Origin of the sequence: Nocardia amamiensis NBRC 102102 (assembly GCF_001612745.1) — a bacterium.
GTDB lineage: Bacteria > Actinomycetota > Actinomycetes > Mycobacteriales > Mycobacteriaceae > Nocardia > Nocardia amamiensis.
Map to the genome: position 1 here is coordinate 1 of NZ_BDBA01000213.1, position 20,972 is coordinate 20,972.

At 67.5% G+C, this 20,972-nt stretch carries 25 protein-coding genes and 2 tRNA genes; 16 read left to right on the forward strand and 11 right to left on the reverse strand.

The annotated features are described in order from the left end of the window. The first annotated feature begins 118 nt into the window (after window positions 1–118). The 6 genes from NA4_RS31120 (at window position 119) to NA4_RS43840 (ending at window position 3,086) form a co-directional block, all read left to right on the forward strand. A complete protein-coding gene (locus tag NA4_RS31120) occupies window positions 119–757 on the forward strand; it encodes a DUF305 domain-containing protein (RefSeq protein ID WP_067478298.1) in 639 nt (212 codons plus the stop codon). A 105-nt stretch (window positions 758–862) separates the two neighbouring features. Continuing rightward, window positions 863–935: transfer RNA gene (locus NA4_RS31125), tRNA-Arg, on the forward strand. A 99-nt stretch (window positions 936–1,034) separates the two neighbouring features. Then, a complete protein-coding gene (locus NA4_RS31130) occupies window positions 1,035–1,313 on the forward strand; it encodes a hypothetical protein (protein ID WP_067478244.1) in 279 nt (92 codons plus the stop codon). Continuing rightward, complete coding sequence (locus NA4_RS40880; RefSeq protein ID WP_157129400.1) at window positions 1,303–1,464, forward strand: hypothetical protein; 162 nt, start codon at window positions 1,303–1,305, stop codon at window positions 1,462–1,464. Before NA4_RS31130 ends, NA4_RS40880 begins: the two co-directional genes overlap by 11 nt. A 361-nt stretch (window positions 1,465–1,825) precedes the next feature. Then, a complete protein-coding gene (locus NA4_RS31140; protein WP_067478249.1) occupies window positions 1,826–2,890 on the forward strand; it encodes an alpha/beta hydrolase family protein in 1,065 nt (354 codons plus the stop codon). Window positions 2,891–2,930: 40 nt separating this feature from the next. Then, complete coding sequence (locus NA4_RS43840) at window positions 2,931–3,086, forward strand: DUF2510 domain-containing protein (protein WP_169811154.1); 156 nt, start codon at window positions 2,931–2,933, stop codon at window positions 3,084–3,086. 57 nt (window positions 3,087–3,143) lie between these two features. Here the strand turns inward: NA4_RS43840 and NA4_RS31145 are convergent, their stop codons facing one another. After that, the gene (locus tag NA4_RS31145) at window positions 3,144–3,791 is read right to left on the reverse strand and encodes a peptidoglycan recognition protein family protein (protein WP_245671666.1); all 648 of its coding nucleotides are present in this window, start codon (window positions 3,789–3,791) and stop codon (window positions 3,144–3,146) included. Between the two features lie 275 nt (window positions 3,792–4,066). On the opposite strand from NA4_RS31145, the gene NA4_RS31150 reads away from it, so the two are divergent. Beyond that, a complete protein-coding gene (locus tag NA4_RS31150; RefSeq protein ID WP_157129401.1) occupies window positions 4,067–4,780 on the forward strand; it encodes a L,D-transpeptidase family protein in 714 nt (237 codons plus the stop codon). Between the two features lie 90 nt (window positions 4,781–4,870). Here the strand turns inward: NA4_RS31150 and NA4_RS31155 are convergent, their stop codons facing one another. Together NA4_RS31155 and NA4_RS31160 are read right to left on the reverse strand one after the other, a co-directional pair. Continuing rightward, window positions 4,871–5,557, reverse strand: coding sequence for a hypothetical protein (locus NA4_RS31155; protein ID WP_067478252.1), 687 nt, complete (start codon window positions 5,555–5,557; stop codon window positions 4,871–4,873). A 279-nt stretch (window positions 5,558–5,836) separates the two neighbouring features. Continuing rightward, window positions 5,837–6,226 carry a hypothetical protein gene (locus NA4_RS31160; protein ID WP_245671667.1) on the reverse strand — a complete coding sequence of 130 codons (390 nt, stop codon included), beginning with the start codon at window positions 6,224–6,226 and terminating at the stop codon, window positions 5,837–5,839. Between the two features lie 146 nt (window positions 6,227–6,372). Here NA4_RS31160 and NA4_RS31165 point away from each other — a divergent pair, with 146 nt between their 5' ends. The 5 genes from NA4_RS31165 to NA4_RS31190 all read left to right on the forward strand — a co-directional run bounded on the left by NA4_RS31165 (window position 6,373) and on the right by NA4_RS31190 (window position 12,226). Then, complete coding sequence (locus NA4_RS31165; RefSeq protein WP_067478255.1) at window positions 6,373–6,783, forward strand: nuclear transport factor 2 family protein; 411 nt, start codon at window positions 6,373–6,375, stop codon at window positions 6,781–6,783. A 269-nt stretch (window positions 6,784–7,052) separates the two neighbouring features. After that, window positions 7,053–8,474 carry a metallophosphoesterase gene (locus NA4_RS31175; RefSeq protein ID WP_245671668.1) on the forward strand — a complete coding sequence of 474 codons (1,422 nt, stop codon included), beginning with the start codon at window positions 7,053–7,055 and terminating at the stop codon, window positions 8,472–8,474. Window positions 8,475–8,598: 124 nt separating this feature from the next. Beyond that, window positions 8,599–9,621 carry an iron ABC transporter substrate-binding protein gene (locus NA4_RS31180; RefSeq protein WP_067478261.1) on the forward strand — a complete coding sequence of 341 codons (1,023 nt, stop codon included), beginning with the start codon at window positions 8,599–8,601 and terminating at the stop codon, window positions 9,619–9,621. Between the two features lie 2 nt (window positions 9,622–9,623). Next, window positions 9,624–11,177 carry an ABC transporter permease gene (locus NA4_RS31185; protein ID WP_067478263.1) on the forward strand — a complete coding sequence of 518 codons (1,554 nt, stop codon included), beginning with the start codon at window positions 9,624–9,626 and terminating at the stop codon, window positions 11,175–11,177. Next, window positions 11,174–12,226 (forward strand): ABC transporter ATP-binding protein, encoded by a 1,053-nt coding sequence (locus NA4_RS31190; RefSeq protein ID WP_067478266.1) that lies wholly within the window; start codon window positions 11,174–11,176, stop codon window positions 12,224–12,226. The genes NA4_RS31185 and NA4_RS31190 overlap by 4 nt, the downstream gene beginning before the upstream one ends. Before the next feature lie 278 nt (window positions 12,227–12,504). On the opposite strand, the gene NA4_RS31195 is transcribed toward NA4_RS31190, so the two are convergent. Beyond that, window positions 12,505–12,579 (reverse strand) — tRNA-Cys (locus NA4_RS31195). A 113-nt stretch (window positions 12,580–12,692) separates the two neighbouring features. Between NA4_RS31195 and NA4_RS31200 the strand changes: the two genes are divergently transcribed. Further along, window positions 12,693–13,244 carry a MarR family winged helix-turn-helix transcriptional regulator gene (locus NA4_RS31200; protein WP_067478269.1) on the forward strand — a complete coding sequence of 184 codons (552 nt, stop codon included), beginning with the start codon at window positions 12,693–12,695 and terminating at the stop codon, window positions 13,242–13,244. A gap of 174 nt (window positions 13,245–13,418) precedes the next feature. Further along, window positions 13,419–14,417, forward strand: coding sequence for an Hsp70 family protein (locus tag NA4_RS31205; protein WP_245671669.1), 999 nt, complete (start codon window positions 13,419–13,421; stop codon window positions 14,415–14,417). Window positions 14,418–14,583: 166 nt separating this feature from the next. Here NA4_RS31205 and NA4_RS31210 read toward each other — a convergent pair whose 3' ends face one another. From NA4_RS31210 to NA4_RS31220, 3 genes are all read right to left on the reverse strand, one after another. Beyond that, the gene (locus NA4_RS31210; RefSeq protein ID WP_067478311.1) at window positions 14,584–14,790 is read right to left on the reverse strand and encodes a DUF397 domain-containing protein; all 207 of its coding nucleotides are present in this window, start codon (window positions 14,788–14,790) and stop codon (window positions 14,584–14,586) included. Window positions 14,791–14,819: 29 nt separating this feature from the next. Next, window positions 14,820–15,026 carry a DUF397 domain-containing protein gene (locus NA4_RS31215; protein WP_067478276.1) on the reverse strand — a complete coding sequence of 69 codons (207 nt, stop codon included), beginning with the start codon at window positions 15,024–15,026 and terminating at the stop codon, window positions 14,820–14,822. Window positions 15,027–15,113: 87 nt separating this feature from the next. After that, a complete protein-coding gene (locus NA4_RS31220) occupies window positions 15,114–15,896 on the reverse strand; it encodes a helix-turn-helix domain-containing protein (protein ID WP_245671670.1) in 783 nt (260 codons plus the stop codon). 249 nt (window positions 15,897–16,145) lie between these two features. On the opposite strand from NA4_RS31220, the gene NA4_RS31225 reads away from it, so the two are divergent. Beyond that, window positions 16,146–16,628 (forward strand): DNA-directed RNA polymerase subunit beta, encoded by a 483-nt coding sequence (locus NA4_RS31225; protein WP_067478278.1) that lies wholly within the window; start codon window positions 16,146–16,148, stop codon window positions 16,626–16,628. A 403-nt stretch (window positions 16,629–17,031) separates the two neighbouring features. After that, window positions 17,032–17,481 carry a hypothetical protein gene (locus tag NA4_RS31235; protein WP_067478284.1) on the forward strand — a complete coding sequence of 150 codons (450 nt, stop codon included), beginning with the start codon at window positions 17,032–17,034 and terminating at the stop codon, window positions 17,479–17,481. 24 nt (window positions 17,482–17,505) lie between these two features. Here the strand turns inward: NA4_RS31235 and NA4_RS31240 are convergent, their stop codons facing one another. From NA4_RS31240 to NA4_RS31255, 4 genes are all read right to left on the reverse strand, one after another. After that, complete coding sequence (locus tag NA4_RS31240; protein WP_157129402.1) at window positions 17,506–17,772, reverse strand: hypothetical protein; 267 nt, start codon at window positions 17,770–17,772, stop codon at window positions 17,506–17,508. A gap of 277 nt (window positions 17,773–18,049) precedes the next feature. After that, complete coding sequence (locus NA4_RS31245; protein ID WP_067478290.1) at window positions 18,050–18,877, reverse strand: enoyl-CoA hydratase; 828 nt, start codon at window positions 18,875–18,877, stop codon at window positions 18,050–18,052. Between the two features lie 2 nt (window positions 18,878–18,879). Beyond that, complete coding sequence (gene mmsB / locus NA4_RS31250; protein WP_067478292.1) at window positions 18,880–19,773, reverse strand: 3-hydroxyisobutyrate dehydrogenase; 894 nt, start codon at window positions 19,771–19,773, stop codon at window positions 18,880–18,882. Continuing rightward, window positions 19,773–20,837: an enoyl-CoA hydratase/isomerase family protein gene (locus NA4_RS31255; protein WP_067478295.1), complete on the reverse strand. Its 1,065-nt coding sequence runs from the start codon at window positions 20,835–20,837 to the stop codon at window positions 19,773–19,775. Before NA4_RS31255 ends, mmsB begins: the two co-directional genes overlap by 1 nt. Window positions 20,838–20,972: the final 135 nt, after the last annotated feature.

Here is a 20,972-nt window from a genome sequence, read left to right on the forward strand (position 1 = left end):
GGCCGGGTCGGGGCGTGAGCCGGCGGCGTCCGCAGGCAATGAGCCCGCCGCCGAGGTCCAGGACGACCTCCAGACCGAATCCGGTCTCGGCCGCCAGTTCCAGCGCCAGCGCACCGCGCTGGTGATCCTCGGCACCATCGGCGCCATGCTGATCGGCTTCGCGATCGGCGTGCTGGCGCGGATTCCGCTGGACAGTTCCAGCGAGCCCGATCCCGGACCCGTCGACGTGGGCTTCAGTCAGGACATGTCGGCGCATCACGCCCAAGCGGTGGAGATGGCGGGCGTGGTGCTGGTTCGTTCCACCGACACCGAGGTACGCCGCCTCGCCTACGACATCCTCACCACGCAGCAGAACCAGATCGGCCGCATGCAGGGCTGGCTGCAGCTGTGGGGCGAACCCGCCCAGGGCGTGGACGGGTACATGGGCTGGATGACCGAACCGATGGGCGGCCACGACCATTCCGAGCCGAGTTCGCACCACTCCGGCCCGGTGTCCGCCATGCCAGGCATGGCCACGCCCACCGAACTCGCCGCGCTGCGTCAGGCCACCGGGCGCGCACTCGACACGATGTTCCTGCAGCTGATGCTGCGCCACCACGAGGGCGGCCTGCCGATGATCGACTACGCCGCCCAGCACGCCGAAACCACCGCGGTGCGCACCCTCGCCGACACCATGGCCAAAACCCAGCGCGGCGAATCCGCCCTGATCACCACGATGCTCACCGCCCGCGGCGCCGCACCCCTCCCCACGAGCTGACCCGAAACCACGCCGCCCGACGCGCTTTTTGGCGGACGGCAGTCGATGCGATAGGCTGACCCAGCCCGATCGGACCGCCATCCGGCCCCGACCGAGCCCTATCCCGCCCTCGTAGCTCAGGGGATAGAGCGTCTGCCTCCGGAGCAGAAGGCCGTAGGTTCGAATCCTACCGAGGGCACCCACGACAAAGGCCCCTGTCCAGCTAGTTCACTGGTAGGGGCCTTTCTCGTTCTCGACCTCCACTCGCCTCGATATCACGGCTGGCTACAGTGACCCGATGGAAGACCCTTGGTCTGAGGAGGAGTACGTCGAACTACTCGAGCAAGAGCGGCGCCGCTACGCCTGGGTCCTGCAACGGTATCTCGGCAAGACACCGGCGGAAGCCGAGGCTGATGCGCTGAAGTTCTATGTTTACGAGAAACCAGGGACCGAATACCGCGGTATCGTCTTCCACGACGAAGCATGGCACTGGGCGATGCTCGGTTTGTCCAACCGCTACTGGACGACTCACCCAGAGTTGGCGAGCCCATGCGACGAGTATTTCGATGTCGAATGAGCGAGCCGACGGTCACCCGTTCCACTACGAGCTCCCCACCCACAGCGAGGACGTCGAGATCCGCTGGCGCTGTGACCAATCCCGCATCCGCCGGCAGCATCGAGACCATGGCCCGGCAGTCGTACTGATCCTGGAGGCGGCTTCGGCATGAGATAGCGGACATCGATAGCGGACATCGACTCGCCTGATCCGGAACGCGCGGTTCAGATGCAGCTCAGAGCGCAGACCGTCGGGTATAAATCCCTCATCGACGATCGCCAGTGGCTGGTAGACGAGATCCGCCCGCGCGGCCGGGCAGACGACGCGATGCGCGCGAACCGCACCCTGGAACATCCCGAGACGGGGCGGCAGCGCGCCGCGAGAGGCTCGCACGCCCCGCCGCGGCGGGAGCATCGCGGCGCCGACAGCCCGGAAGTGTGCGCCCGGCAGGTGGGTCTGCCCGAGATCGAGTCCGGCCGATCGAGTAGGTGCCCGCCAGCGCGACGCATGGCGGGTCCGGGTGGTGACCGGCGATGATCGCGCGCGCCGTCTCCGGGTTCGCTGCCGTGCTTGTGGTCTTCATCAGCGGCGCCTGCTTCGCCGGGCTCGCACACGCCGAGGTCCCCGCGCCGACCGGTGAGCGTCTCGTCGGCCGCACCGATAGCATCATCGCGGCCGGTGGCCGAGAGTTGCCGGTGTCGGTCTGGTATCCAGCTGCCGCCCCGGCGATTCCAGCGCACTATGTTCCCGCGTCCAACCCCGTCGCCGCGGCGCTGCTCGCGACCGAGGCCGCGCTGTGGCTGCGCGAACCCATCGCCGTTCCCGCGATGCTCGCCGCAACAGTCGCGGCCGGACAGGACGCGCTGCTGGACACCGCGCTCGGCCCCTTGCCGGTGGTGGTGTACTCCCCAGGTCTCGGCACGCCGCGCTGGCTCGCCTCGGGACTTGCCGCGGATCTCGCCTCACGCGGCTACATCGTGATCGGTGTCGACCACCCGGGCGAGACGCCTGCGGTCGAGGTGCACGGCGAGTTCGTGCTCGGGACTCCACCTGCGTACGACGACGCCGGATACATGCGCCGCGCGCTGGACATCCGGGTCGCCGATGTGCGTCTGGTCCTCGACGAGCTCCCCACGCTCCCGGTTGTCGGCGCGCACGTCGACTTGGACCGGATCGCGGTGGCGGGCCACTCCTACGGAGGACTGACCGCGGTGGCGGCGATGCGCGCCGAACCGCGCGTCCGGGCGGGCGTGGTGCTCGACGGCCCGGCGGGTTGGACCGACAACACCGACGTCGAGCGCGGCGGCGTCGACCGGCCTGTGCTCATGCTCGCCTCCGGCGACATGCTGCACGCGTCGTGGATCCGGTTCGCGTCGGACAGCTCGGCATTCACGCTCGGCACGATCCGTGGTGCCGGGCACTACGCGGCAACCGATCTACCCGCGCTCGCGCCGTCGACAGCGCGATGCGGGTCACTGCCCGCCGAACGTGCCACGGCGATCACCCGCAGCGTTGTCACCGGCTTCCTCGACAAACAGTTGCGCGGCGCGGCGGCACCGATGCCGGACTGGCCCGAGCTGAAGTGGCGCACACGCTGATCTCGGCGTACTCCTGCTGCTCGTGCTCATCGTTGCCGGGGTGGTTGCGCTCATAGCGACCCTGGCTTCCAAATCCCGACCGCGGTACCACCAGCCAGGCGCGCTCGCACCCGGCTGGTACCCCGACAACTCCGATCCCGCGCGACTTCGCTGGTTCGACGGCCAGAGGTGGACAGACACGACCCGTCATCGGTGACCGGAACCACCGCGACCTTCGATCCGCCGGGCTCGGCTTGCGGGGCCCAGCCCGGGATCACATCGTCGTCGGTGTCGATTCGATTGCCTTGGCCAACAGGACATCCCATGGGAACTCTGCACCTGGATCGGTGTGATCGGTGGTGTGCCAGGCCTCAGCGGTGTCGCCGTGGCCGCCGACGCCGGACTCTCCCGCGCGCATCTGGTCGGCGGTGAGTTTCACCAGCGGAATGCCGTAGCGGTCGGACCAGTCGCGCAGCACGCGGGCGCCCGCGTCCAGCTGGGCCGGACGTGAGAGCCACTCGTCGCGGAGCTGTCGTGCGTAGCCGAGGAAACACAGGTGCAGTCCGCGCTCGTTGGCGGGTGAACCTGCGGCCCAAGGGATGTAGTTGTCATCGTTGCTGCGCCCGATGCGGCCGTCAGCGCTGACGACCATCGTGTACGACGCCCCCACCTCTGGCCGGGCGAGGTAGTTGAGCAGTCCCTCGAGCGAGCCGTCGGCCGGGCCTTCGTTGGTGTGCACGATGATGAGCGAGCAAGAGTGCGGGTCGCGCGGACCGCCGTCGTTGGGAGACAGGATCGTTACGTCTGCGTCGAGTTGGTTGCCCACCGTACTCCTATCGGATTGCTGATTGGGTTCGCGGGCGCCACGCAACCATGGCAGCGGTTCGGGAATTCCGGGCGATTCGGTGATGATCAGCTGCACGCCCCCCGTGCTGATCGTGTAGTTGCTGGAGCCAGTGACTCTGCGCGCAGAGCATACCACAGGGTCGGCATCCGATTCCATTGCACCACAACGCTATTAGCGTCAGGTGTAGCCATGGCTTCGCTCCCGGGCGAACCGGATGCCGGCCCGAACCGGCTCCCGCGTCCCGCCGGAGCGCCTACGGTGTCACTGCGTGATCGGCGCCGCCCACTCTTCACCCCGGGAGCGGGCATCATGCGCCCGACCTAGCCCATCTCATAGGAGCGTGAACAGCGTTGGGAGACAAGTCAGCCCAAAACAGGCCGGCACGCAGGTGGACGGTCTTCGTCGTTGCCGTCGTGGTCGTGATCGCGGCACTCGGCATCGTGCTGGTGCGCGAGGTCACCGGCGACCGGCCACCGTTCGACACGAACGCGGTTCCGGGAACCCAGGTCGTCTGGGTGACGGCACCTGCGGGCGCGAATCGTGGAACGCTGGAGTTCTGGCAGCGCAACCGGCTTCGGCAGTGGGAACGCACGTTCGCGGTACCCGCTTGGGTCGGCACGGGAGGGATCTCCCGGGAGGCCCGGGAAGGCGCCGCGTTCACGCCGGAGGGCACTTTCGCGTTGACCGAAAGCTTCGGGCGGCTACCCGACGTCGGTGCCGAGCTTCCCTATCTGTCGCTGGACGAGTCGAACACCTGGTGGTGGGTGTCCGATACGGAGAGCCCGCTGTACAACCAGAAATATCAATGCGCCGAGGGTGACTGCCCGTTCGACACCAGCCTGAGCGAGAACCTCGGACGAACCGAGCCGCAGTACAACTACGCGCTGGTCATCGACTACAACCGCTTCCCCGTCGTGCCGAAGCAGGGCTCGGCCTTCTTCCTCCACGTCGAGGCGGGCAGGCCGACCGCGGGTTGTGTCGCGGTCGGCGCCGATGTGATGCGGACGCTGCTGGCCACCCTGGAACCGTCGAGGAAGCCGGTCATCGGCATGTACGCGACCTGAGACCTCGAACGTGGGCGCGTACGAGAGAAGGGCTCCCGGTAACCGGGAGCCCTTCATCGGAGCGATCGGGTGTCGTCTACGGCTGGACGATCACGGCAGGGGTGCGGTCGGCTTGTCGGTGGCGCTCAGGACGCCGGCCGTGGCGAGGTAGGTGAACGCGGGCGCGGTCAGGCCCGGCTGGAGAAAGTAGAGGTGGGCTTTGGTGAGGGTGCCGTTCTCGGTGGCGTCGCACAGCGCGTTCAAGGCGGTGGGGTCGACGGTGCGAGCGGTCAGCTTGCCCGCCTCGTAGTCCATCTCCACCCATTTCGCGTGGATCGCGGCGCTCATGACGCTGCCGGTGAAGCCTTCCCGGTCGGCGGCGGCACTGAGGCTCATCTCCAGACCGTCGTCGAGATCGGTCGGCGTGTGCTGCCAGCGACCGAATTCCCACCAGCGCACGAAGGTGACCGGACCGTCTGCACCGCTGGGCAGATTCGTCGCCGGATCCACCGCACGCACCCAGCCGGGCGCCGCGGCCAGCGGATCGTAGGCGGTCCCCGCGACCTCGTTGTCCTCGTCCCTACCGAATAGGAGCGCACGCTCACCGGGATATCTGACCAGCGAGTACCAGTTGCCCTCGCCGTCGTCGTTGATCAGCCGGCCACCTGCCACTCTGGCCGTCTGCCCGATCTCCTCTCCGCCCGCAGCCCGCTGGTCGGCATGGGTCGCGGAGGTGATCACGTCCAAGACGGTCACACGCGCCCACAGCACCTCGGGATGCGGCAACTGAAATCCCATGCCGGGCAAGGTATCACCGGCCCCCCACAGCGACAACCGGATCGGCAACCAACCGGACAACCTACTCGTCCACCGCCGCTAGTTCCGGCAAACCAGCTCGCCAGGGGTGCTCACAGGGGCCTCCGAAGGGATAACAGCACAGGCAAACTCGTGGCTATGATTTCGGCACCACTCGCAAAGCCTTCCCGTACCACAACTTTCACCGAGCAGTTCCGTCACCGACAGCCACATCCGTACAACTACCGCTCGTACGCAACTGTCGAAGATAGGGCGTGGAGCCTACGGACCCGGAGAGTCGGAGGGCCCAGGAGAGGCGGAGGGGCCGCGCCGCGGGCGCAGCGCATAGGCGGGGACCAGTTGGTCTCGCACATGCAGATCCGGACGCCCGTCGGCGAACTGGATGCTGTAGGTGACGCGACCCATCCAGTCGCCGTCGACGGTGGGCAGCCAATGCGTGAGGGTTCCCGGGCGCTCGCCGCGCATGATCACGCCCGCGCCGTTCACATGCCGCGGGGTACCGGGGTCGCGGACCAGGATCGCGTCCAGCCGGACCCAGACCGGCCGCGGCGGATAGGTCAGCGTCCGGTAGTAGTGGCCCGTCCGGTTCGGGTAGACCAGCTCCGGTTCCGTGCCCTCGGTTCGGGGCACGTCATCGCTTGTCGAACCCATGTTCGAATGGTAGCTGCCATCACCCGGCAAGCACCAGGCAACCCGCCCCCGAATCCGGCGACATGACGGCTGCCACAGAGCCTGGCCTTCTCGCGGGGCCTTTTAATATGATCGTTCTAGAACGAACATACTAGAAGGAGTTCCACATGTCAGCGAAGTTCGAGGTCGTCAAGGGTTTCTACGCGGCAACCCAGGCAGGCGACGGACCGTCGATCCTGGCCCTGCTGCATCCGGAGTTCCTCGCGCACACCGCGCCGGGCATGCCGTGCGGCGCGGGCGGCACCTTCCACGGCCCGCTCGAGGCGATGACCCGGATCTGGGGCGCGGTCGACCGGGAGTTCGACACCGCACCGTACGACGAGACCTGGCAGGAGACCACCGATGGCACCGTCGTGGTGACCGGTCACTACCGCGGCGCCGCCCGCGCCACCGGCCGCGAGTACGACGCCGAGTTCGTGCACCTGTGGCAGGTGGACGACGACGGCCGCATCACGCGACTGCACCAGTACACCGACACCGCACGCTGGTATGACGCGCTCGCGGGGTCCGACGCCTGAGCACGCCCATGCGGGTCCGTTCGGCACCGGCTTCCGTAAGCTCGCGAACGGTCCCGCCGGTGTGGTTTCCGATCTGCCTGGCACGTCGGTTGCCGTAACGTTCCCGGCATCGGGGCAGACCGGAGGTCGGCACGACTCACCGGGCGGGCATCCGACGGATCGACCGCGCCGCGTTCGACACGATGACCAGCACCCAGTGAGGACCGAGCACCTGAAGAAGGAAGCCGACAAGTGGAAGGTTCGCTCCGCGGAGGGCACGCGCTGACCCGATGCACACACCGATGAACTGCTGCGGGCCGACCCGCAGGACCGTACTCGGGGCGCTCGGCCTCGCCGCACTGCTCCCTTTCGCCGGTCAGGCGAAAACGACTCGGGCGCAGCATAATCCACTTGTCGCCACGGATCTCGAGGTGGTCACGATCACGGACACCTCGGTCGTGCTCACCTGGACCACCCTCGCGCCCGACCCGGCCGGGCGATTGATCCCGGTGGACGCCGACACGCAAGTGCGCATCGGTCCCGCCGATTCCCCGCGCGGACCGGCGCCGGTATACGCCGACGACCGGCCGACACCGTTCCACTATGCCGAGATCGACGGGCTCGAACCTGGCCGCGCCTACCGCTTCGAGGCGTGGTCGGCGGGTCTTCGTGCGGCTCCTGCCCTCTCGCTCACCACATCCGGTCCGGCGTCGCCGGAAGCACGCGGCGAGTTCACCACGCTGGTCCCGCCGCCCGGCCGCAGGCTTCGCACTATCGCCCTGGCCAACGACGTGCACTACGGCGAGCAGGTCAGCGGTCTGATCCTCGGCGAACTGCCACCGGGTTTCCGGCAGGACCCCGGCTTGGCGCCCTACCCCGAGGTGATGCTGGCCGCGATGCTCGATGACCTGCGCCGCCCCGACCGCGCAGCCGAGCGCCTGCTGGTCGCCGGCGACCTCACCGCCGAAGCCTCCGAGCACGAAGCCCGCGCGGTGCGCGCCCACCTCGACGCCTGGGGCTCGCTCGGCACGGACTACCTGGCCGTGCGCGGCAACCACGACCGACCGCACCGGGGGCCCGAATACGCCCGGTGCGCAACCGCACCCGCGGGGCACCACGACTGCTGGGCCGAGGCCTTCTCCCCGCGCCAGCAGCTGATCGAAGACCAGATCGGCGGCCTGCGCGTGCTGGGATTGGACACCAGCGAACTGGAGGGCGCGGGCGGGTCCATCGATCGCCCGCAATTCGATCTGCTCGCCGAGCGCTTGGGCGCGGACCCGGACCGGCCGACGCTCGTGTTCGGCCACCACCCCGTCACCATGGAGTCCGGTCTGACCAACGTCGCCGGGCCCGGCTTCGTGCTCAACGGACGCGACAGCGCCGAACTGCAAGCGCTCTACGCCCGGTGCCCCGGCGTCTTCCTGCACCACAGCGGCCATACCCATCGCAACCGGCGAACCCGGCCGGACGCGCCGTGCGCGGTGGAATTCCTGGAGGTCGCCGCGATCAAAGAGTATCCGGGCGGCTACAGCCTGCTGCGCCTCTACGAGGGCGGCTACATGGTCAACTTCTACAAGACCCGCACCGAGGGGGCGCGGCGCTGGAGCGCCCTCACCCGCGGCGAGTATTTCGGACTACTGCCGGATTACACGTTGGGCACCTGTCCCGATCGCAATCATGTTGTGCTGCGCGACTTCTCGGGACTGACGTAACGAGCCGGCAAATTCCGGGAATCCGCCGCGGGACCGAGACCGTCCGCGCACGTCGGAGGCGGTATCTTCCTTAGGTAAGCCTCAACATACGCACGGGGCGCTGGATGCGATCGGAAGGACGAGGATGAAGCCGGTCAGATGGAAGACGTTTGCCGCTGGATTGGCCGTCGCGATGACGGCACTCGGCATGACGGCCTGCACGAATTCCTCGGACGACGCGAACGAGATCACCGTCTACAACGCGCAGCACGAATCCCTCACCAAGGAATGGGCCGAGGCGTTCACCAAGGAAACCGGCATCAAGGTGACGTTGCGGCAGGGCGGCGACACCGCGCTGGGCAACCAGCTGGTAGCCGAGGGCGCGGCCTCGCCCGCCGACGTGTTCCTGACCGAGAATTCTCCCGCGATGGCGCTGGTGGAGAACGCGGGACTGTTCGCAGACGTGGATCCCAAGACCGTGGAGCAGGTGCCCGCGCAGTTCCGTCCGTCCAGCGGCAAGTGGACCGGCATCGCGGCGCGCGCAACGGTGTTCGTCTACAACAAGAACAAGGTCCAGCCCGGTCAGTTGCCCGCATCGCTGCTCGATCTGGCCCAGCCGCAGTGGAAGGGCCGCTGGGGCGCCGGCGTGTCCGGCGCCGACTTCCAGGCCATCGTCGCGGGCCTGCTCGCGCTGAAGGGTGAAGACGTCACCCGCGCCTGGCTGAAGGGCATGAAAGAGAACGCGACGCCGTTCCCGAACAACGTGGCCACCATGAAGGCGGTCAATTCCGGCAGCCCCGACGGCGGCGTCATCTACCACTACTACTGGTACCGCGACCAGGCGAAAACCAAGGAGAGCAGCGCCGATACCGCGCTGCACTACTTCAAGAACCAAGACCCCGGCGCGTTCGTCAGCATCTCCGGCGGCGGCGTGCTGAAGTCGAGCAAGAAGCAGGAGGCGGCGCAGAAGTTCCTGGCGTTCATCACCGGTAAGGCCGGACAAGAGGTGCTGCGCGACGGCACCTCGCTGGAGTACCCGGTCGCCAGCGGCGTGGCCGCCAACCCGGCGCTGCCGCCGCTGGCCGACTTGCAGGCCCCGGCGATCGATCCGTCGAAGCTCGACTCGAAGAAGGTCACCGCGCTGATGACCGAAGCGGGTCTGTTGTAGCCGTGGCACTGCGGACCGTTGTCGCCGCGCCCCGGGTCGGCAGGCCGGGGCCCCTGGTCACGGGCGTCGCGCTGCTGCTGGTGGCGGCGACGTTCGTGCCGCTGGGGTACATCGTCTCGACGGTCTTCTCCACCGGTTTCGAGCAAGCGGCCGAGTTGGTGTTCCGGCCCAGAGTCGGTGAGCTGCTGCGCAATACGCTCGGGCTGGTGGTGTGCACCGTACCTATCTGCGTGGCGCTCGGCGTGGGGCTGGCCTGGGTGGTAGAGCGCACCGACGTCCCGGGGAAATCGTGGTGGGGGCCGCTTTTCGCGGCGCCGCTCGCGGTGCCCGCGTTCGTCAACAGCTACGCGTGGGTCAGCGTCTTCCCTGGCATGCACGGCTTGTGGGCGGGCGTGGTGATCTCGACGATGTCCTACTTCCCGCTGGTGTACCTGCCCGCCGCGGCCACGCTGCGTCGCCTCGACCCAGCAGTGGAGGAGTCGGCGCGGGCGCTCGGCTCCGGGCCGGTGGCGGTGTTCGCGCGGATCGTGCTGCCGCAGTTGCGGCTGGCCATCCTCGGCGGTGGGCTACTCATCGCGCTGCACCTGCTCGCCGAATACGGCGCTTTCGTCATGGTCCGGTTCGACACGTTCACCACGGCCATCTTCGAGCAGTACCAGTCCAGTTTCGCCGGACCGGCGGGCAGCATGCTCGCGGGCGTGCTCGTGCTGTGCTGCCTGGCGCTGCTCGGGGCCGAGGCCGGGCTGCGCGGCGGGGCCCGCTACGCACGGATCGGCGCTGGGGCGCCGCGTGCCGTGGCCCGGATTCCTTTGGGTACCGCCGCGATACCGGTCCTGGGGATGCTCGCCACGGTGACCGCGGGCGCGCTCGGGGTGCCGCTGTGGACCATCGGGCGCTGGCTGAGCATCGGGGGCGCGGCGGTGTGGGATGCCACCGAGATCGGCAACGCGCTGGGCCAGACGGTCGGCCTCGCGGCGTTCGCCGCGCTGCTCACCACGCTGTGCGCGTTTCCGGTCGCCTGGATCGCGGTGCGCTCCACCTCGGCGTTCGCGCGGCTGGTCGAAGGCGCGAACTACATCACGAGTTCGCTGCCCGGCATCGTGATCGCGCTGGCCATGGTGACCGTGACCATCCGGTGGGCGCCGCCGCTCTATCAGACGGTGTTCATGGTGATCGCCGCGTATGTCCTGCTGTTCCTGCCCAGGGCACTGGTCAGCGTGCGGGCCGGGCTCGCCCAGGTGCCGATCGGCTTGGAGGAGGCGTCCCGCTCGCTGGGCAAGTCGGGACCGGCCACCTTCTGTCTGGTCACCCTGCGGCTCACCGCGCCGGCCGCGGCCTCCGCGGCGGCGCTGGTGTTCGTGGCGGTGGCGACCGAACTGACCGCGACACTGCTGCTCGCACCCAATGGAACTCGCACGCTGGCGATGCGGTTCTGGGCCCTTTCGGGCGAATTGGACTATGCGGCCGCCGCGCCGTACGCCCTGATCATGATCGCCGCCGCGGTGCCGGTGACGTATCTGCTGTTCACCCACTCTCGGAAGGCGGCTGGGATATGAGTCGCGTTGTCGTCGCCGACGTGTCCAAGACATTCGGGCACACCCAGGTACTCGGTGGGATCACCCTCGACGTACCCGACCACACCGCCACCGCGGTGGTCGGCTCGTCCGGGTGCGGTAAGACCACGCTGTTGCGGGTCATCGCGGGATTCGAGTCGCCGGATGCCGGTTCGGTATCGATCGGCTCGGAAACCATTGTCGGCAACCGTGTCTCGGTGCCACCACAGCGGCGCAACATCGGCTACGTCGCGCAGGACGGCGCGCTGTTCCCGCATCTGACCGTGGGCCAGAACATCGCCTACGGGCTACCCGGCCTACGCCGCCGCAGCCGTGATCGGGTGCGCGAATTGCTGGAGATGGTGTCGCTGGATCCGTCCTATGCCGACCGGCGACCGCACCAGCTCTCCGGCGGCCAGCAGCAGCGCGTCGCCCTGGCCCGCGCTCTGGCCCGCAAGCCCTCCGTGATGCTGCTGGACGAGCCGTTCAGCGCACTGGACGCGGGCCTGCGCGCGACGACCAGGCAGGCGGTGGCCGACACCCTGCGCGCCGCGGGCATGACCAGCATCCTGGTGACCCACGACCAGGAGGAGGCGCTGAGCTTCGCCGAGCAGGTCGCGGTGATGCGCGACGGACGCTTCACCCAGGTCGGCACGCCGGAGGAGGTCTACGGCACACCGAAGGACCTGTTCACCGCCCGCTTCCTCGGCGACTGCGTGCTGCTCGACGCGGTGGTCGAAGCCGACGTGGCGAAGTGCGCACTCGGCCGCATCCCGGTACAGCGCAACGCACCGACCGGAGCCGTGACCATCATGATGCGCCCGGAACAACTTGTCGCCCAGATGGTTCCCGAAGGCGAGCCGGACACCGGCCGAATCCGCGCCGTCGAGTTCCGCGGCGCCGACGTCATCCTGACGATCGCCCTGGACGGCACCCCCACCCCCGTGCGAGTCCGCCGAGCCAGCGTCGAAGCCCCCACCACCGGCCAGCGCGTGCGCCTCGAAGTGCTCGGCTCAGCGGTGGCATACAACGAGCCGAGCGCCGCCGCCTGAACCACCCCCGGCACGCACGCCAGTGGCACACCATGGAGGGGCCTTCTCGTGTTATGCCGCAGCCATGTGCCACTCAGCGGTGTATCTCGAAGTGCCCGGCTCAGCGGTGGCATACAACGAGCCGAGCGCGGCCGCCTGAACCGACTCCCACGACACGCACCGGGAAGGTCTCGCGTATACCGAAACCATGCCGCCCCGCCCGGCATCGCACCGAGTGGCACAACACGGAGAGGCCTTCTCGCGTTTCGCCGCAGCCATGTGCCACTCGGCGGTGAACTTGGAGCGAGCGGCGGGAATCGAACCCGCGTAAACGGCTTTGCAGACCGTTGCCTAAACCACTCAGCCACGCCCGCCTCGCAGTAGATAGTGCCGTGGAAAGGCGGTGTGGCCCAGCATTGCGCTCACGGTGATCCGAAGGGTGGTCGGATGTCCCCGGCTGCGGTCGGCCTCATGGAATGATCGAAATATGTCTCGGCCACGCCCGCTTCCGCTGGACCCGATCGAGGAGGCCCACCGTCAGTGGGTCGGCCACGGCTGGGGCGATGTCGCCGACGGCATGGCCGCGGTGACCTCGCTGGTGCGCGCCCAGCAAATCGTGATGGCACGGGTCGACGAGGCACTGAAACCGACCGGTTTGACCTTCTCGCGCTACGAGCTGCTCATGCTGCTCAACTTCAGCAAGACCGGTGCGCTGCCGATGGCGAAGGCCAGCGCGCGCTTGCAGGTGCACCCCACCAGCGTGACCAACACCGTCGACCGACTGGAGGCGGCGGAACTCGTCGAGCGTGTACCACATCCCAGCGATCGGCGCGCCACCTTGATCGAAATCACCGACGCCGGAAGAGAATTGGTGGCGAAAGCGACGCAAGAGCTCAACGAGAAGGTCTTCTCGCTCCCCGGACTCCCGCCGGACCGGCTGCACACCCTCCTGCAACTGCTGGCCGAATTCCGCCACGCCGCGGGTGACTTCGACACCGGCGAGGGCACGGCGCGCTGGTCGGCCACCACCGCCGAATGAGCGACAGTACCGGTCGGTCGCATATGTCTTTTGCCCCAATTGTGAAGTGACTACGGGGCATCCGAACGGCGAATTACCGGGCCCGTCATCTTGGCAGCGGCACGGAAAGGGTTCACCATGTAATCCATGGTGCTGGTCTTGGGTGTATCGGCGGGCGCTGGAGGCGCACACGCGATGCTGACACACTCCGATCAGCCACACCTTCCCCCGATCGATCACTGCGAGGTCCCCCGGCGGGCGGGCGGCGGTGTCGAGGAGTCGGTCTTCGAGGCGATCCACCTGATGATGGGCGCCGCAGGCGCGCGTGACGAGCTGGTCTCCGGAACGGCCGTGACCTGCCGCTGTCCCCTGCATGCCGATGCCATCCGCGCCAATGCGGGCGAGCGCAGGCTCACCATCGTCGAGGAACCGCTCGCCCAGCTGCGCTATCTGCGTTTCACCGGGCAACTTCCGGACAGCGGCTCGGTGATCCTGTACGACCTGGGCAGCTCAGGGCTGACCATCACGCACGCCGATTGCCGCACCGACACGATTCTGTCCAGCCGACGCAGCACGGTGCTCGGCGGCGACGGCTACGACGCCCTGCTGCGCTGGCGGCTCGCCCGCGACGGTGTGCTCACCGACAAGCCGACCAGCAGGCGTCATCGCGAGGAGTTGAGCGACACCAGAGTCGTCACGGCGATCGACACCGGCACCGGCGATCGAGCCGTGCTGACCCGCAGCGACCTGACCGAGCTCTTTTCCGCGGGCATCCACCACTCCGCGTCGTTCGTGCGCCAGATCATCGACGAAACCGGCGTGCGACCGGAGGCCATGGTGCTGCTCGGCGGCTGCACCCGCAGTCCCAGCATCCGGTCCGAGCTGGCCGAACTGGTCGACCTGCCGATCATCTACGACCCGGAACCGGACCTGGTCTCAGCACGCGGGGCCGTCCTGCTGGCCGCCGACCGGCGCGGCGGCGACCTCCGCATGCCCCGCGTCCGCACCGGAGCCACCTTGGTCCCACCGACCGTCGATCGCCGCAAGCTCATCGCAGCAGTTGCGGTCACCATCGCCCTCGGCGCCACCATCGCCGGACTCCTCGCCACCAGCAAAGGCTCACCCCGGCCGGAAAGCGGCCACGAGCGCACACCAGCCGAAATCGTCGCGCCCACACCCAGATCCTTCGGATAACCCACGCTGGTTCTCGCGCAGGGTTTCGAAGCATCGGGCCGAGGCCAACCACGGCCACAAACCCGGACAGCGCTGAGAACGCCCGCCCCGGATGCACCCGAGAGCGGCATACCCGAAGCCCCGCAACTCGTTTCGCATTTCGAGTACGGGGCTTCGTAGTTCCGGCTCAGGCGCGCTCGAACTCTCCATCGGCTACGCCTGCGGTGAAGGTGTCCCACTCGCCGGGAGCGAATACCAACACCAAGCCGGTCGGATTCTTGCTGTCGCGGACGCCGATCCTGCCCCCTTCGAGGAATGCGACTTCGGCGCAATCCTGGTCAGCTCCGCTGTGGGTGCTCTTGAACCACTTCGCGCCGGACAAGTCAACGTCCACTGCCATGCTCCCTGATCTGAGAGATCGTCCTACCGGCGGTTGAATTCGCGATCCGTCACGCCTGCGGTGAAAGCGTCCCAGGCACTGGGCTCGAACATCAGTGCCGGGCCGGTCGGATTCTTACTGTCGCGGACGCCGATCCTGTCCCCGGCAAGGAATGCGACTTCGACGCATTCCTGACTGGGTCCGCTGTGGCTGCTCTTGAACCACCGCGCTCCGGATAGGTCATTGCTCACGTCGGTACTCCTTTTCCAGATCCCGGAGAAACCTGCGGCTCTCCTGGACGTCCAGGGCTGCGCCCTGGAGCGCCTCGAATGCCTCACCTACCGCTGCACAGTGCTGGGCTTGTCCACGTACAGCGCGCCCGTGAAGCCTTCCATGTACACCACGGGCGGCTCAACCGGGCGGCCCTTACCGTCTTTGCCGAACTCCAAGATGATGAACGGGCTGATTGGATCACCAGTGGGATAGCCCGCCTCGAAAGGCAGCACGAGGAGTGTGATGTTCGTTCGGCGGCTGGCGTCGATCAAGTTCCGTATCTGCTCTGCCATCGCCCGCTTCGAGCCGATGATCCGGCGCAGCACCGCCTCGTGGATCACCACAACCATCTCGATCGGCTTGACCGGCCGCGTGATCAGTGACTGGCGCTTGACTCGCAGCTGGACACGTCGTTCGACCTCTGCCGCACTGTCGTCCGGTCGACTGGTAGTGATGAGCGTCCGCAGGTACCCAGGCGTCTGGAGCAGGCCAGGGACCAGCTCGGACTGATACACCGTCAGCCGCTTCGCCGAATTCTCCAATCCCACATAGACGTCGAAGTTCTCCGGGATCAGATCGCCGTAGGCGTGCCACCATTCGGGCGCGTTCGCCTGTCGGGCCAGACCCACCAGCGCTTCGGCCTGCTCCGGTTCGGCCTCATAGATCCGGCACAACTCCTTGATGTCGACATCGCGGACCTTGTCGACCTGACCTTTCTCGACCCGCTGCAACATCGTGGCGCTCCACTGCACGAGTTCGGCCGCGTTCGCGATCGTCAGCCCGATACCCGTTCGCAGCTCGCGCAGATGGCGACCGAGCTGCCTGCGCGGAACCGTAGATCCCTCCATACTCCACCCCTCTTACTTCGGCATTATCCGCCTTGAATCGTCCCCTTATCCAGGCTGAGCATCCTACTGGCACTCGGGAAAATCTGTCTCGAATATCCACAACAATTGCGTCTTTGGCGATTTGGCGGTGCTCAACTTGACCTATGCGCCCGGCCGGATGGCACGAGAAGCCCCTACCGAAACCGAAACAAACCAGGCAGGTAGCCGGGCCTGGCGCACATTCAGCGACGAGTGAGCAGGGGAGCACCGATGGACCACATAGCTTTTGGGGACACGCCGCTGTCCCGCGTGAACTACTACCGCCGGGTGTGCGACCTGCCTGCGGTTATCGACCCGCCCTGCCTGGGGCGGATCATCATGAAAGCAACCCACGTGTGGGGCATCGTCATGCCCGCCCCGCTCGGCGCGGCCGTCAAAAGTCACCTGCGGCAGAAGCATTCGATGATCGGGCCGATCATGTCGCACCCACGGTCGAAGCGGTGGACCATCCTCACCCGGCCCGACCTGCCCGACGAAGTGCGACTGTTCGCCGAGATGTATCGGCTGAATGTGTCGATCGTCCGGACCGGAGGCACGATCGCGCTACCGAGCCCGGATCATCGGTCGGCGCATGTGCGGCTGTGGGTCGAACCGCCGAACTGCCCGTTTCGCCCGTCCGGTCTGGTTGTGGTCGACGCCATCCGAGCGTGCGCCGGACCGGGTAAGCCGCCGAGGGCAGCGGCACATGTCTGAGTCCAGGCTCGGCCGAGCACTGCGGTTGTCGGAGTGCATCGGCGCTGTCTTCCGGAACAAGACCGACACGCTGATGTACGTGGGCTGTCCACGCTGCCGCCGTGTCGCGTCGGTGCACGACGGTGTGATCAGGGAACACGCCGGTCTGTCGGGCGAATGCCCAACTGGCGGGTTCCGAGTAGTCGATGACAGGTCCGATTTCGTGACCGGCGGTGGCCGGTGATGGGCAGCGGGGAACCCCCAGACGCCAGCACTTCCCCCAGACCTACCGAAACCGATGTGGGCCTCAGCGTCTTCTGGCACGGCCTGCACCTCGAGTTCGCCGCCTGCACCACAGCCGCGCGCGCATTCGTCGAAGAGTGGAGGGCGGCCCACTACGGCGACGCGCTGGAAGTCTTCCCGGATGGCGCGGAGGGCCTTCCTCGCCTCCCCTGCGAGCGCCTCTATCTCGAGCCGTGATCCGCGCGAAATCCCGCTATCACGAAGCGGCCCCGCAACTGGTGCCGATGGCTTCCTGCATCGAATCGTCAACGGCGGCGGCTACATCGACCGCGAGTACGGTGTCGGCCGTGGCCGCATCGATCTGCTGATCCGTCAGCCGTACACCGGGCCCGACGGCACCCGTGAGTGGCAGCGCGAGGCACTCGAACTCGAGGTCTGGCGCGACAAGCAGGCCGATCCGCTCGCCGAGGGTCTCGAACAGCTCGATGCTTATCTGGACCGCCTCACTCTGGACACCGGTGTGCTCGTCATCTTCGATCGCCGCACCGATGCCGCCCCGATCGGCGAGCGCACCGCGTTCACAACGGCCACCACACCAGCCGGACGCGCGGCGACCGTACTCCGCACGTGAGGCCAGGCGTACCCGCCCTGAACGTTAACCGTGGCAGTACACCCGGATGAGCACCGTGCTGTCGGGGAGTGCCTCCAAATAGGACTCACTGCCGCCCGGGGGAATCGGGCACTCAGCGTCGTGATCGCATGGATAGGCGTCATGATCGCAGCCTGCATAGGACGCGACGCCGCTGTGCTCGACCCACCAGCCGTCGAGAGTCAGTACGTCAGCCCATCGGACAGTGTGCACCGCAACGTTCAGCAATTCCTTCGGACCGCCCGCGCACTCGCCGGGCCTGCTGGGTAGCACGAGGCCGTCATACCGAGGCGAGTCGTGAACAAGACGCGGATCATCCTCGAAGCCCGATCGTATGTGGAACCCGAGCCCTTCCCCGCCACCGCGAATCCGCCACGAGTCCCACATTTCTCGATTCGGATAACCGCTGTACATTTCGAACGGCGCGAGCGCCTGAGCGAGTGATCCCGCCGGGTCATCTGCCGCCTCGGGTGGCAGACATACCGTCACCCAGATGTGCGCCACGACCCCCGCCCTTCCCTCGCGCAGGCTACCGGCTCGGCACCCGTCCTCAGCGGTTGGTGAACTTCGCGGGGCGCTTCTCGACGAAGGCGGTCATGCCTTCCTTCTGGTCCTCGATCGCGAAGAGCGAGTGGAAGACGCGGCGTTCGAAGCGCAGGCCCTCGGCGAGGGTGGTCTCGAAGGAACGGTTCACCGCCTCCTTGGCGATCATCGTGACCGGCAGCGACATCCCCGCGATGGTCTCGGCGACCTCGAGCGCGGTGTCGAGCAGTTCCGCGGCGGGCACGATGCGCGAGACCAGGCCGGCGCGCTCGGCTTCCTCGGCGTCCATATTGCGGCCGGTGAGGACCAGGTCCATCGCCTTCGCCTTGCCGATCGCGCGGGTCAGGCGCTGCGAGCCGCCGATGCCGGGGATGACGCCCAGTTTGATCTCCGGCTGCCCGAACTTGGCGGTGTCGGCCGCCAGCAGGATGTCGCAGATCATGGCCAGCTCACAGCCGCCGCCGAGCGCGTAGCCCGCGACCGCGGCGATGGTCGGCTTGCGGAACTGCGCCAGCCGGTCCCAGCGAGCGAAGTAGTCGCCCAGGAACATGTCCATGTACGACTTCGGCTGCATCTCCTTGATGTCGGCGCCCGCCGCGAAGGCCCGCTCCGACCCGGTGATCACGATGGCGCCGATCTCGTCGTCATGCTCGAGCTCGTCGAGCGCGGCGATGACGTCGTCGAGGACCTGCGCGTTCAATGCGTTCAGCGCCTTGGGACGGTTCAGCGTGATCCAGCCGACCCGGCCCTTGCGTTCCAGCAGAATCGTCTCGAAGTCGGGCCCTCCCGTCACCCGGCCGCCACCCCCAACGGAATCGCTCGGCGATGCTTTCATCTTCAGGCACCCTCTTGGTCGGAACGGTTACGGACATCGGTGACGATAGCGGAGAAGTCCCGCCCGGCGGCCGTCTGGTTGAACCGGGTGTAGATGTCGGCGGCGAGCATTCCCAGCTGGCCGTCGACATTGTTGTCCCGCAACGCGTTGGCGGCCAGACCGAGGTCTTTGGTCATCAATGCGGTGGCGAAACCTGGTTGGTAGTCGTTGTTGGCCGGGCTGGTCGGCACCGGGCCGGGGACCGGGCAGTAGCTGGTCAGTGCCCAGCTCTGGCCGGAGGCGGTGGAGACCACGTCGAAGAACGACTGATGACTCAGCCCCAGCTTCTCACCGAGCACCAGCGCCTCCGACAGCGCGATCATCGAGACGCCCAGCAGCATGTTGTTGCAGATCTTCGCCGCCTGGCCAACGCCGGAACCGCCGCAGTGCACGACTTTGCCGCCCATCACCTCGAGCGCGGGGAGTGCGGCGGCGAAGTCCTCGGCGGCCCCGCCGACCATGAAGGTCAGCGTGCCCGCCGCCGCACCGGCCACACCGCCGGAAACGGGAGCGTCCAGCGCGCGATGCCCGGCGGCCGTGGCACGCTCGGCCGCAGTTTTGGCGTCAGCCACGTCGATGGTGGAGCAGTCGATGAACAACGTGCCGGGCGTGGCGACCGGAAGGAGTTCGGCGTACACGTCCAGAACGAGTTTGCCGTTGGGCAGCATGGTGATCACGGTGTCGGCGGCGGCCGCCTCGGTAGCCGTGCCGACTATCGTCGCGCCGTCACGTTCGGCCTGTTCCCGCGCTGCGGGCACCGGATCGAAGGCGAGCATCTCGTAACCCGCCCGCACCAGGTTCGCCGCCATCGGCGCGCCCATGTGGCCCAAACCGAGGAAACCGATTCGCTTGCTCATCACGCCACCTCCGGGGCCACCAGACCCAGCTCTTGCTCGCCCAACTCGGCGAAGTATGCGTCTACCTGCGCGTCCGTGACCTCGGCGAGTCTCGCGGGAGACCAACGCGGGTTGCGGTCCTTGTCGATCACCTGGGCGCGGATGCCCTCGACCAGATCATGTGAGGACAGCGACGCGATCGAGACCCGGTACTCCTCGTTCAGCACCGCCTCCAGGTTCGGCGCGGTGCGCGCGGCACGCAGCGAGCGCAACGTGACCTTCAGCGCGACCGGGGATTTCGCCATGATCTCGGCGGCGGCCGCTCGCGCCTCGGGTGCTTCGTGCGCCTCCAGGCGTGCGACGATTTCCTCGACAGAGTCGGCCCCGTAGCAGGCGTCGATCCATCCCCGTCCGGCGACCAGCGCGGATTCCGGTGCGTCCGTGGCGAACTTCGCGATCGCGATGTCGGCGGTCTCCGAGCGCAGCGTCTCGAGCAGAGCGGGCACGTCCTGCGAGGCGACGAAATAGTCGGCGAAGCCTGCCGCGATTGCGTCACCAGCGCTTATGCGCGCGGTGGTCAGCGCGACGTGGGTGCCGATCTCGCCCGGGGTGCGGGCAAGCAAGTAAGTGCCGCCGACATCCGGAACGAAGCCGATGCCCACTTCCGGCATGCCGATCTTGGACCGTTCGGTGACGATACGGTGGCTGCCGTGCCCGGAAAGGCCGACGCCGCCGCCCATCACGATGCCGTCCATCACCACCACGTACGGCTTCGGGTAGCGGCCGATCAGTGCGTTGAGGACGTACTCGTCGCGCCAGAACCGGCCGGTGGCCGAATCCGCGGTGTTCGCACCACTCTTCGCGTCGGCATGGATGGCGACGATATCGCCGCCTGCACACAGGCCGCGCTCACCCGCGCCGGTAACGACCACGGTGCGCACCGCGTCGTCCTCCGCCCAGGCGCGCAACGCATCCGTGATGACAAGAGCCATCGAGTGATTCAGCGCATTGATGGCCTTCGGCCGGTTCAGCGTGATCATGCCCAGCCCGTCGCGCTGCTCGAGTAGAACTTCTGATTCGGTCATGCTCTGTCCTTTCCGGCATGCGCGGGTCGCGCCACGGTCACGCTTCGCTGCCGCCTCCGTGCCTGACCGCTCATGCCGTGCCGATTCCTGGCCTGCGCGGGGCACGCTGTGCTGATCATTCGCTCGCTCATGCCT

What these genes read in the sequence shown, in the direction of transcription:
- NA4_RS31130 (WP_067478244.1), top strand. Translation starts at nt 1,035, where the DNA reads ATGGAAGACCCTTGGTCTGAGGAGGAGTACGTCGAACTACTCGAGCAA.
- NA4_RS40880 (WP_157129400.1), top strand. Translation starts at nt 1,303, where the DNA reads ATGTCGAATGAGCGAGCCGACGGTCACCCGTTCCACTACGAGCTCCCC.
- NA4_RS31140 (WP_067478249.1), top strand. Translation starts at nt 1,826, where the DNA reads ATGATCGCGCGCGCCGTCTCCGGGTTCGCTGCCGTGCTTGTGGTCTTC.
- NA4_RS31155 (WP_067478252.1), bottom strand. Translation starts at nt 5,557, where the DNA reads ATGGGATTTCAGTTGCCGCATCCCGAGGTGCTGTGGGCGCGTGTGACC.
- NA4_RS31160 (WP_245671667.1), bottom strand. Translation starts at nt 6,226, where the DNA reads ATGGGTTCGACAAGCGATGACGTGCCCCGAACCGAGGGCACGGAACCG.
- NA4_RS31165 (WP_067478255.1), top strand. Translation starts at nt 6,373, where the DNA reads ATGTCAGCGAAGTTCGAGGTCGTCAAGGGTTTCTACGCGGCAACCCAG.
- NA4_RS31175 (WP_245671668.1), top strand. Translation starts at nt 7,053, where the DNA reads ATGCACACACCGATGAACTGCTGCGGGCCGACCCGCAGGACCGTACTC.
- NA4_RS31180 (WP_067478261.1), top strand. Translation starts at nt 8,599, where the DNA reads ATGAAGCCGGTCAGATGGAAGACGTTTGCCGCTGGATTGGCCGTCGCG.
- NA4_RS31190 (WP_067478266.1), top strand. Translation starts at nt 11,174, where the DNA reads ATGAGTCGCGTTGTCGTCGCCGACGTGTCCAAGACATTCGGGCACACC.
- NA4_RS31200 (WP_067478269.1), top strand. Translation starts at nt 12,693, where the DNA reads ATGTCTCGGCCACGCCCGCTTCCGCTGGACCCGATCGAGGAGGCCCAC.
- NA4_RS31205 (WP_245671669.1), top strand. Translation starts at nt 13,419, where the DNA reads ATGCTGACACACTCCGATCAGCCACACCTTCCCCCGATCGATCACTGC.
- NA4_RS31220 (WP_245671670.1), bottom strand. Translation starts at nt 15,896, where the DNA reads ATGGAGGGATCTACGGTTCCGCGCAGGCAGCTCGGTCGCCATCTGCGC.
- NA4_RS31225 (WP_067478278.1), top strand. Translation starts at nt 16,146, where the DNA reads ATGGACCACATAGCTTTTGGGGACACGCCGCTGTCCCGCGTGAACTAC.
- NA4_RS31235 (WP_067478284.1), top strand. Translation starts at nt 17,032, where the DNA reads ATGGCGCGGAGGGCCTTCCTCGCCTCCCCTGCGAGCGCCTCTATCTCG.
- NA4_RS31245 (WP_067478290.1), bottom strand. Translation starts at nt 18,877, where the DNA reads ATGAAAGCATCGCCGAGCGATTCCGTTGGGGGTGGCGGCCGGGTGACG.
- mmsB (WP_067478292.1), bottom strand. Translation starts at nt 19,773, where the DNA reads ATGAGCAAGCGAATCGGTTTCCTCGGTTTGGGCCACATGGGCGCGCCG.
- NA4_RS31255 (WP_067478295.1), bottom strand. Translation starts at nt 20,837, where the DNA reads ATGACCGAATCAGAAGTTCTACTCGAGCAGCGCGACGGGCTGGGCATG.